Source organism: uncultured Ruegeria sp. (assembly GCF_947489545.1).
Taxonomy (GTDB): domain Bacteria; phylum Pseudomonadota; class Alphaproteobacteria; order Rhodobacterales; family Rhodobacteraceae; genus Ruegeria.
Window position 1 is genome coordinate 113,990 of the sequence record NZ_CANLDZ010000018.1, and the last position, 9,853, is coordinate 123,842.

A 9,853-nucleotide genomic window follows, 5' to 3' on the forward strand; every position below is an offset into this window, starting at 1 on the left:
TGCTGCTTAAGTTGTCAGCTCTCTTTCGGAGGACTTGAGATCTTTCCAAACAAGCTTCAGTTGGTTTTTCAGATAAAGTTGACGAGTCTCTGCGCGGCGCACTTTGCCTGAGGACGTCAAAGGAATAGCACCCCGTTCCACAGTCAGAATCCGGTCAATAGGAATCCCACGACGTGAAAAGATCAATTTCCTAACATCTCGGATTGCGTCGGGAATGGATTCCCGCCCGGCGCGCCCCCACTCAACGATCGCGATGATTTCGCTTCGGGATTCTGCGCGTTCAATGTCAAAAACGGCAACCTTATGGATGGGATGCCCGGTAAGCGTTTCTTCGACATCACCCTCAAGATCGTTCGGGTAGTGGTTCTGCCCATCGATGATGATGAGATCGGTCATACGACCCGTTACATGAATGTAGCCGTCGCGCAAAAAACCAAAATCGCCTGTGCGCAGGTACCGACCGGTTCCGTCAGCGGTTTTGGCTTTCAGCGTTTCTCTTGTTGCTTCCGGATTTTCGAAATAGCTGCGCGCTACACTGTCACCGGAAAACCAGATCTCGCCGATCCTTCCATCCGGAAGCCGTTCATGCGTATTCGGGTCAACGATAATAAGTTGGTGCCCGTCAATTACCCGGCCACAAGGTACGACCCATTCGGCGGTTTCATCGTCGGGCGGCACTGGCTCTGCGCACCCGACTGTAAGCCGGGAACGTGAAACGGGATATACTGGTGGCGCAGCCCGCGGTGAAGGACCGGAAATCATCAAGGTCGCTTCGGCCATGCCATAGCATGGAAACCAAGCCCGACTATCGAAACCAACGTGTCTGAAGCGGGATGCGAAGCGTTTTAGGGTTCGAGCCCGCACCGGCTCAGCACCATTGTAGGCGACAAACCAAGGCGAAAGATCGAGGTTTTCCATTTGTGCATCAGAAACCTGACGGATGCAGCTCTCATAGGCAAAATTCGGCCCGCCGGCGTACACTTGGCGATCAGTGCCGAAATTGGAAATCGCTTCGAGCCACCTCCAAGGACGTGCAACGAATGCTTCAGGCGGCATTTTGACGATGCCACCTCCGCGCAGCAATGGCGTGAGGATGCACCCGAATAGCCCCATGTCATGATACGGAGGCAGCCAGTCAATTGTAATTCCGTTTTCGGTAAACTCATATCGGGAAAAAATGCAGCGAATGTTTGCGAGAGCAACATCATGATCAATGGAAACGCCTTTCGGATTCCGAGTGGACCCAGAAGTATATTGGATGATCGCGTGGTCGGTTGTTGCAGGTTTGCAGTGCTCGAGATCAGCAAGTCGACCATTGGCTCCAATTGCAATGAGTGCTTCCACAGAGTACCTAGGCACCGCCTGCAATTCCAGTGGGAGCGCGTTTCGGACCCGGTCGTCCTGGCCATCCTCGATCAGTGTGAATGCCGGTTCGCAGCTGGCGAGGATGCCTGTGATCCGTTCGATCTGACGATCGCCTCGTGGAGGAAACAGCGGAACTGGAACAAGACCTGCAGCCATCAGACCGAAAAGTGCCGCGACATAGTTTTCACTTGAGCGCATCAGAAGTGGAATGCGCGAGCCTGCAGGGGCTAATTCACTTGCTCCGCATCCGATAGCTGTAACCCTGTCCATCAAATCTGCATAGCTGAGCTGTGCAGAGACTGTCTTTCCATTTCTGAGAAAAGTGACAGCGGTTTTGTTTGGGATTGTTTCAGCGGCTTCAGCGAACGCGGAAACAAGATCTGGCGCTTGAACGGATAACCGTCCAGTTGTGGATGGTGAAGTCATCGGACGGCTCCTCGCTCCTGCGGGGTGAGCAAGTATTGAGAAACAATCCATTCATTGCCACTTCGGAAGCCAAAGGATTCCTCGACGAGGGCAAAGAAGTTCCGCCAGTGATGGTAGTTGCTCAGAGCGGTGGAAGCATCGTTGGCATCTGCGAAAATCGCGAGCACTGCCTCTCGGTTAGCCTCAAGGCGCTCAAGCCAGCTGCGAGCAGTACGGGCGTAGTGTGTTCCGTCAAAGGCCCAGTGATCCATAACCTGCATGGCATTGCAAAAACAATAGATCAGCCGATCGGAGGGCATGAACCCGCCAGTAAAATAATGCTGAGCCGTAACATCAACGCCGTCAAACAGATAGCCATGTTCCCTGTGGGAAAAGACATGGACGAATGCAAGCCCTTCCGGCGTTAGCCAATCTCGCATTTGCGTCAATAAAGCCGACCAGTTTCGTACATGCTCCATCATTTCGATCGACACGATGCGGTCAAAAGGAACCTCGAATTCCATCTGGGCAACCGAAGTGGTAATAACCGACAGATTAGTAAGACCGCGACGCGTAGCCGCTGCTTCGATGAAGCGCCGTTGACCGGTCGAATTGGACAACGCAACAACACTGCTACCTGGAAAACGTTCAGCTATGAAAAGACTGGTCGCCCCCCAACCACAGCCAAGATCCAGGACCCGGTGCCCGTCTCTAAGCTGAGCACGGCTGCAAACCTGTTCAAGCGCGGCTTCTTCAGCTTCGGCCAAATCGCTTTCTGGCGAGCTAAAGTAACAAGCGCTGTACTTGAGATGCGGTCCGAGAACGGTTTGGAAAAAGGCTGCAGGCACTTCGTAGTGCTGTGCATTGGCAGCGTTCTCGGCCTTTGTGATTGGAGATGTTCGAAGCGTTTTTTCGAGTTTCCGATGACGCTCCGTTCGATCTTCTATGGTGCCGGAGTTGAGGCTTCTGACGATTGCTTCAAGTCCAAATCTTACGAACTTTCTGAACCGCTGTTCGTCCGGTTCCAAGTTGAAATCGTCGTTTGGTTCTGGGTCTGTGACAAGGGGCGCTAAAGCCATGGCGTTTGAACTCTCCGGAATGAAAGGCGAATAAGGTCACAAGTGCCCCGTTCGAACATGGCCATTGAAAGTCGCAAATAGGTTTCGTAGTCAGCCACCTTCTTGGAGCCAACAAGAGCGATTGCTTCCTCGCGGTGCGTTTTCAGGGCGTCAAGCCACTTACGAAGCGTGCGGACGTAATCGTCTCGGTGGTTGTATAACGTAATCGGTTCGAACAGGCGTTCTGCCGCTGTGAATACTTCTCCAAGCCTTGGGAGGTCCGACTCCGGGAAAATGCGCTCGGCAATGAATTCATCCAGGTGTTCCGGTCCTGCGTTGCCATAGGTGATCATCTGGATCACAAAGGTTGCGCCCAAGTTTGTGAGAGCGTGGCAGTGCTCAAACAGGTGTCGGTAGACTGCAGTTCGTTGTTCCCGGGACATATTTGGTCGGACAAAAGCCTCGATCGCCTCCACCATGGTGACGACATCGAAACGGTGCTTAGTTTCAAAATCACGCCAGTCCGTATAGTGTACTTTGACGCCGGGATCGGCGGCTGCGGTAGTTAGCGCTTCTTGTTCTCGGGATAACGTCAAGCCAACTGTTTCGCCCAATCCCTTTCTTCGGGCGTGACGTAAGAGCCCGCCCCAGCCGCACCCGATGTCAAGAAGGCGCTTATTAGCAAGACTTTCTTGCGGATGTTTGTCGACTCCCGCCATCTGCAGAACGAGGTCTAGCTTTGCGTTTTGAGCTTCGTGAAGAGAGAGTGTCGGGTCCCCTGCAAAGTGAGCAGAGGTATAGCTAAAAGTTTCATCGAGCCACAAAGCGTAGAACTTGTTTCCTACGTCGTAATGGTGCGCTATTGCCTCCGGTGACGCGCCCGAGTGCGCAAGAAAAGCATGGTCGGTTAAATCGGTGCTTGGCTTACCGTTGTTCTTACTGAAAGCTTCGTCCGAGCGTGATGGATCTGATAAAGTTTCTGGCATGACGCAGTCTCAGCGGCTGTTTACTAATGAGAGCAAGTGAGCTGACATGTCTTTGATTGTTGGGTGGTCCCAAGCAGCGCTAGCTTCGATGTGAACGCAGAATTTATCTTCCAATTGACCTACCAGCGTGACCGCATCGCGGGAACTCATACCAAGATCAACAAACGGCGTGTCCTGATCAATCTCCGCTTGGTTTACATTTAGCTGCCTCGCCAATTCATGACGCATGAATAGAGCGATTTCTTCAGCTGTTGGGTGTGTCATGGTTTCTGTCATCGTTCGTTTCTCATTTCGTTTGTTGATTGGAGTGGCTGCGAATGCGTGTTTGTCTTTCTGCTTCGGATCACTTAATTGCATCGGCAATGATGGGCAGTTGGCAGGCAAACCCGTGGCAGTGCGGACGTCGCTGCCCTAAGTCTGCCTAAATTCGCGTCTTCTTAGGGTCCTTCACACTGTATCGACCACCGTTGCATTTGTTCTGTGTTCAGACGGGATGTGCCTTTGGATGTAGTGCCATCCCGACGGATGCAGCTGTTGCTGCGCAAGCTGCGGATATGAGCGTTCCCCAAGTGAGGTTTACGGCCACGAAATTGAGAGATATCCCTTCAAAGTGGCTATAGAGTCCGAAATCAAACATCGCGTATGTAGCGAAACCGAGAATGGCGCCTCGTATTGCTCCGGAATAAATTGACTGCGCCTGGACCGCAGGAAAGACTACAAAAAAGCTCAAAGAAAAAGAATAGATCGTAAATAAAAATAAGATCCAACCTGTAAGTGGGTCGTGACGCATATTTAGTAGTTGCGTCTCGTACCAGCTAGAAACGATTTTATAGAAAATTATATTGGCAATAGAATATGATAAAAAAACCGTTATATATAAGGTGATTTTTTTCATAATGACACCTAAGTGCTGTTTTTCGCCAGTAGATTAAGGATGGAGAAATTCAAACGCTTATGCAGTAATGAATCCTTGTATCATTGTGCATTTTGTTTTCTCTGCGTGCAGTAGGATGAAATTTGGTCTAGGTCATGAACAGAGATCTGGTTATCTCTGACTTGATCCGATGTCTCCCCACGGACATATCCAGATTATCACTTAGACAGACGGAGCCTCGTGGACGCGCCTGTGGCACAAGAAGAGATCATTCTGCGTTGGATCGAGACCGGGCGGATCCGATCGTGGCATCACGACGCCTTCGCTGCGGTCCTAGATGACAAGGAGCGCACGCGAGCCAGACGTTTCCGGTTCAAAGAAGACGAAGTCACGTTCACGGTAGCCCATGCCTTGGCCCGCTGTACCCTCTCAGAGGTTGACGGGCGCCCCCCTCGCTTATGGACGTTTCGGATCGGGCCCTATGGAAAGCCAGCGGTTGTCGTCGCCCAGAACGAGCCTAAAATCCGGTTCAATCTCAGCCATACCAAGGACCTGACCATCGTGGCTGCGACGATCGGTCGGGAGGTCGGCGTGGATGTCGAGAAGATCACCTGTCCCGCCCCGCTAGAGATTGCCGACCGCTACTTCACGCGACAGGAGAGAGACCTGCTTACGCAAAGTGCAGGCCTCGCGCGCGATGAAGCGTTCTTTTCGATTTGGACGCTCAAAGAGGCTTACATGAAGGCTCTGTCGCGCGGGATGGATTTACCGCTAGACAGCTTTACGGTCGGCCTTGATCCTGCACGTTTGGTGCGCAGCGATCAGGACAAAACCTGGGAGCGATGGCAATTATGGCAAGGCCGGATCGGAGCCTCCCATATAGCCGCCTTGGCCGTCGATTGGCCAGACGCCGATGAACTGCCGATATCGGGACGAGCTGTCGATCCCAACGAGCTTTCGTCCTTGTGTGGGTTGATTTGATAAAGAACCCTCTGGGTCTTGACGTTCTAAGGCACCCGCTAGGCCACGAGTGTCGATAAAGCGGGAAACACCCTTGATTTCATAATTTCCGAGCGCAGGAATGGTCCGGCAGCAACGAAATTCTTTGCCATCACTCTCGTCAAATGGAATGTCCGACAAGATCGTCATCGACAAAGGTGATGCCAATGCAGCAAGAATTCATAAGATCAATAAGATACTGAAACGGTTTGACGGTCAGGCCGAAGTACAGACGATCAGGGCCAAATGCGCAAAAAAGATCGTTGAACAAGGTCACAGGTTTATCAAACGGCACGTCCGACACATGTGTGGTTTCAATTCATTTGAATCTGCGTCGGTGACCTTGGGTGGTGCATCGAAGCCACCCACATGATCCGAAAGAGACAGTGACTCGAACGCAACAATATCCGGATTTCAACTGTTTGTTCAGTCGGCGAGATAAGTGTGCTTAGTGAATTGTAAGAACTGATCTCTCAACAGAGTGTGCGACAGATCCCAGACGAACTACTCCAGTCTTAGGTAGCAAATGCACCTATTTACCGTCTGGATGGCCGGCGAGATCTCGTGTGAAATGGCCATTAAAGCTTTCACAGTAACTGTTTTCTTCAATAAGTTCCTTAGTAAGAGTGTAGTCGCTACTTGGTGGATCGAACGAGAGCTCTTTGCGAAGGCTTTCAAATGATTTTCGTTCATTCACAATCCAAATTGGATGCGTTTTGGTTTGAGTTTTCTATCGCCAAAAACAGTGCATGTATATGGGTTTGGTAAAATCCAGTAGGTGTGTCGGACCGCAGTGATGTTGTAGCAACGACAGCCAATCCATATTCCACTTTACATTGGGCAACGGCGCGACGAACTGCAGCAGGTCAGAGCTAATTCTTTGAACTGCGAGCCTTCAATATACCTCTGGTACCAAGTCTTCCAACGTTGAACTAACCCGCTCGACTGTATGGTCAGTGGTCAGGTTGTGTCTTCTTGCCCTCTGAAAACCCATCGGTTTAGTAACCGACCAATTGAATAAACTCCAGAAAACTCTCTAACAATGCGCTGCCTAGGCCGTGTTGACAAAACGAAAGTCCGACGGGCGCAGGCTCGCCATAGCTGGAGGCTATCTAAATATAGGATTGGTGTATTTCCCAATACAGCAACCGGGTTCTAAGGTTGGGTATGGAACGCATTGATCGGCCCCCGAGTGCTCGGCTAAAAATCGCCAATATTCGCAATAAATTCAGCCTGTTACTTGCAGGCCGAGTGGGTCTCGCGTATCATCGGTTCATCGGTTCATCGGTTCATCGGTTCATCGGTTCATCGGTTCATCGGTTCATCGGTTCATCGGTTCATCGGTTTCAGAGCCGTCGCTGCGCCCTGACGCAGACAGTGGTACTTACCGGCTAAATTATCCTTACATTCTGACACCCGGCCTCAGGCCGACCATCGCTCGTGGGTTAACGGACAATCCGATCCCGGATTCCGCATCGTATGGCCTGACGCGATCGTCCCCGATCCCCGTGACGCGCGATGTGGCCGTCACCGGTTCGGGGTCGGATGTAACCACCTCACACTTTATCACAATTGGGACGGAACCATGTTTGGGGCGGACGGCGCGGAAGCAACGCTGCCGATCGCCGACGGTGGGTTGCGTTTGGTTAAGGCTGTCACAACGCCTCCGACCGATACCCGTACCAATGCTCACACTTATGCCGACCAACTGACCGCCTGACGGACAGGGCGGTACCTTTTCCCGATCCTGTTCAAACACGTAGGCGATGACCCTCACAGGAGTATTTCAGAATGACAAACCAGTGCTTAGGCCCCAAGCCCGCTCTTCGCTCTCCCCACGTCTCGGTTCGGGCTGGTCGTTTGACCAAGTTCAAGGGCCATGTGGCGAGCATTGCGCCAGGGATTTCGGTTGTGGCGACGGCTTTGCTGTTCTCGGGTGGCGCGGCTCAGGCGGCCAATGAGTGCGGCAGTCCGACTAACGGCGTCGTCACATGTGCCGCTGACGCTGACATTAGCACTCCTGTTGTCGACCCCTACGATGATGGCATCACCTATACCGGATCAGACGGGCTCACTCTGATCCTTGATGACCCTGACATCACGGTTAATGGCTCCGGGGTGCGCGTGGCGGGGCCGGGTGGCGATGGTATTTCTGTGCAACTGCTGCGCGGCAAAGTTATCACGGAAGATAAATTGGCTTGGGGGCTTTATGCGCAGATCCTCGACGGGGCGAGCCAAGAGGCGGTGACGGCGGAAGTGGCTGAAGGGGGAGAGATCAAGACGGACGGTGCTGGTGCTCATGGGCTTTTGGCGGACACCAGTGGCTTTGGCAATGCGACGGCGGAAGTGAGTGGCGGCAAAGTCACCACCACCCACGTCAGCACCGTGAGCACTGAGTTTACTTACGGGCTTTGGGCGTCGATCAAGAATAATGAGAGCGAAGCCACGGCGATGGCGCAAGTGATCAACGGGGGGGAGGTCAGTACGGCCAGTGACCATGGCTTTGGGCTTTATGCGCACACCAAGAGCGATAAAGATAATGCGAAGGCGGTCGCGCAACTGGATGGCGCTAGCACAGTCACCACGACTGGGTCAACTGCTCACGGGCTTCATGCGACGAACGAAGTGGGAAGAGACGCCTCAAACAACTACATAACCACAGAAAGTCAAGCCGAGATGGAGGTGTACGTTATCGACGGGACTATCGAGACGAGCGGTAACTTTGCCTCTGCGGCTTTTGCGAACAACATTGGCCTTGGCGCGTCGTTGGTGGAAATGGAGGGCGGTACGATCATCACGAAAGGGCACACTGCGCGTGGGCTTTTTGCGGCGATCAACAACACGACGAGCACAGCGGAGGTGAAGGCGCACATGATGGAAAGTGATGGCAAAACAAGTACCATCACGACGGAGAGTGAATTTTCCCATGGGGTTTTTGCGATCCACGAGGGCCATGGTGAGGCAGTCGCGCAGATGGATGGCGGAACAGTCACCACCACGGGTCGCGGATCGCGCGGGGTTTATGCGTTGGCCGATAATAGCGGTCAGAACAACGCCGCGACGTCGCTCATGAACGGCGGGCATGTCGAGACGTGGGGTAACGATGCCGACGGGGTTTATGCGCAGGTCAATGGTACTCGCGATGCGACTGTAGAAATGCGTGGCGGTACGGTCATCACAAGGGGGACGGAGTATGTGGATGATGTGGACCCGAAGAACAACGAGCGGGCATCGTACGGGCTTTTTGCGTTTGTCAATGACACGGGGAGCGACGCCACGGCGAAGACGGTCATGACCGGAGAAGCGGATGTCAAAACATACGGTGGCAAAGCCCATGGGGTCGTAGCGAGCACTACTGGCAGTGGCGCGGCGATCGCGCAAATGATGGGCGGCGGAGTCACCACATATGAGGAAAGTGCCTACGGGCTTGTGGCGCAATCGGCCAGGGGCCAGGCTGTTGTCGACCTGGGCGCGAACGCTGTTGTCACGGTTTACGGAGCGGGTTCAGACGGCATCCGCGCTGATGGTGCGACGGGCTTTAACGTGGACGTGGACGGGGTTGTGACGGGCGGATCTGGCAATGGCGCCGCGATACGAACGACGTCCAGCGCCGGGGGGACGATTGACATCACCCGTACCGCCGTAGTGACGGCAGGAAGGTCTGACCTTGCGATAGTGGACGGGGATGGCGATGCGGACATCACCTTGGCAGGGATAGTCACCGGCGACATTAATACCGGCGCGGGCGACGATAGCGTCACGATTGAGTCCACGGCCCGCTATGACTTTTCCTATATCCTGGACGGCGGTACGGGTGACGATGAACTGACCCTGCATGGCCAGACGATGACCTCGATGGAGAACTTCCGCAACTGGGAGAGCGTCACCCTGAGTGAGACGACCCTGCGCCTTGATGGGGCGGCCAGACTGGACATGGGTCTGTCCATCGACCCCGGGTCGGCGTTCCGCGCCTCTGGCGGGGAAGGGGGGATCACCATTGCAGGGGATGTGACCAACAGGGGGACCCTTGTCCTGAACGTGCAGGACGGGGATACCGATGATGTGATCACCATCGAGGGGGATTACACTGGCTCGGGAAGCAGCGTTGTTGCCCTGGATACGGTTTTGGACAGCGGTGGTCCTGGCTCCGACAGGCTCGTGATCAC

General features: G+C 53.6%; 10 protein-coding genes and 1 pseudogene. 5 read left to right on the plus strand and 6 right to left on the minus strand.

Translation table 11 applies throughout. The features are described 5' to 3' along the window. Positions 1–6 precede the first annotated feature (6 nt). The 5 genes from Q1B13_RS20690 to Q1B13_RS20710 all read right to left on the minus strand — a co-directional run bounded on the left by Q1B13_RS20690 (position 7) and on the right by Q1B13_RS20710 (position 4,709). The gene (locus Q1B13_RS20690; RefSeq protein WP_298938198.1) at positions 7–1,791 is read right to left on the minus strand and encodes a fatty acyl-AMP ligase; all 1,785 of its coding nucleotides are present in this window, start codon (positions 1,789–1,791) and stop codon (positions 7–9) included. Next, complete coding sequence (locus tag Q1B13_RS20695; RefSeq protein ID WP_299085712.1) at positions 1,788–2,849, minus strand: class I SAM-dependent methyltransferase; 1,062 nt, start codon at positions 2,847–2,849, stop codon at positions 1,788–1,790. The genes Q1B13_RS20690 and Q1B13_RS20695 overlap by 4 nt, the downstream gene beginning before the upstream one ends. Beyond that, on the minus strand, positions 2,840–3,814 hold the full coding sequence (locus Q1B13_RS20700) for a class I SAM-dependent methyltransferase (RefSeq protein WP_298938196.1): 975 nt from the start codon (positions 3,812–3,814) through the stop codon (positions 2,840–2,842). The genes Q1B13_RS20695 and Q1B13_RS20700 overlap by 10 nt, the downstream gene beginning before the upstream one ends. Before the next feature lie 9 nt (positions 3,815–3,823). Continuing rightward, positions 3,824–4,171, minus strand: a complete 348-nt coding sequence (locus tag Q1B13_RS20705) for an acyl carrier protein (RefSeq protein WP_298938195.1) — start codon at positions 4,169–4,171, stop codon at positions 3,824–3,826. A gap of 127 nt (positions 4,172–4,298) precedes the next feature. Continuing rightward, a complete protein-coding gene (locus Q1B13_RS20710) occupies positions 4,299–4,709 on the minus strand; it encodes a DUF2177 family protein (RefSeq protein ID WP_298938194.1) in 411 nt (136 codons plus the stop codon). A gap of 231 nt (positions 4,710–4,940) precedes the next feature. Here Q1B13_RS20710 and Q1B13_RS20715 point away from each other — a divergent pair, with 231 nt between their 5' ends. Further along, complete coding sequence (locus Q1B13_RS20715) at positions 4,941–5,669, plus strand: 4'-phosphopantetheinyl transferase superfamily protein (RefSeq protein WP_299085716.1); 729 nt, start codon at positions 4,941–4,943, stop codon at positions 5,667–5,669. A 148-nt stretch (positions 5,670–5,817) separates the two neighbouring features. Further along, positions 5,818–6,060 (plus strand): DDE-type integrase/transposase/recombinase, encoded by a 243-nt coding sequence (locus Q1B13_RS20720; RefSeq protein WP_299800375.1) that lies wholly within the window; start codon positions 5,818–5,820, stop codon positions 6,058–6,060. A gap of 357 nt (positions 6,061–6,417) precedes the next feature. On the opposite strand, the gene Q1B13_RS27085 is transcribed toward Q1B13_RS20720, so the two are convergent. Further along, positions 6,418–6,531, minus strand: a complete 114-nt coding sequence (locus Q1B13_RS27085) for an FRG domain-containing protein (RefSeq protein ID WP_366871146.1) — start codon at positions 6,529–6,531, stop codon at positions 6,418–6,420. Positions 6,532–6,854: 323 nt separating this feature from the next. Between Q1B13_RS27085 and Q1B13_RS20725 the strand changes: the two genes are divergently transcribed. The 3 genes and pseudogenes from Q1B13_RS20725 to Q1B13_RS20735 form a co-directional block, all read left to right on the plus strand. Then, positions 6,855–7,082 (plus strand): hypothetical protein, encoded by a 228-nt coding sequence (locus Q1B13_RS20725; RefSeq protein WP_299800377.1) that lies wholly within the window; start codon positions 6,855–6,857, stop codon positions 7,080–7,082. 190 nt (positions 7,083–7,272) lie between these two features. After that, on the plus strand, positions 7,273–7,407 hold the full coding sequence (locus tag Q1B13_RS20730) for a hypothetical protein (RefSeq protein ID WP_298938191.1): 135 nt from the start codon (positions 7,273–7,275) through the stop codon (positions 7,405–7,407). Between the two features lie 71 nt (positions 7,408–7,478). Next, a pseudogene (locus Q1B13_RS20735) lies at positions 7,479–9,853 on the plus strand (hypothetical protein); the annotation flags it as partial.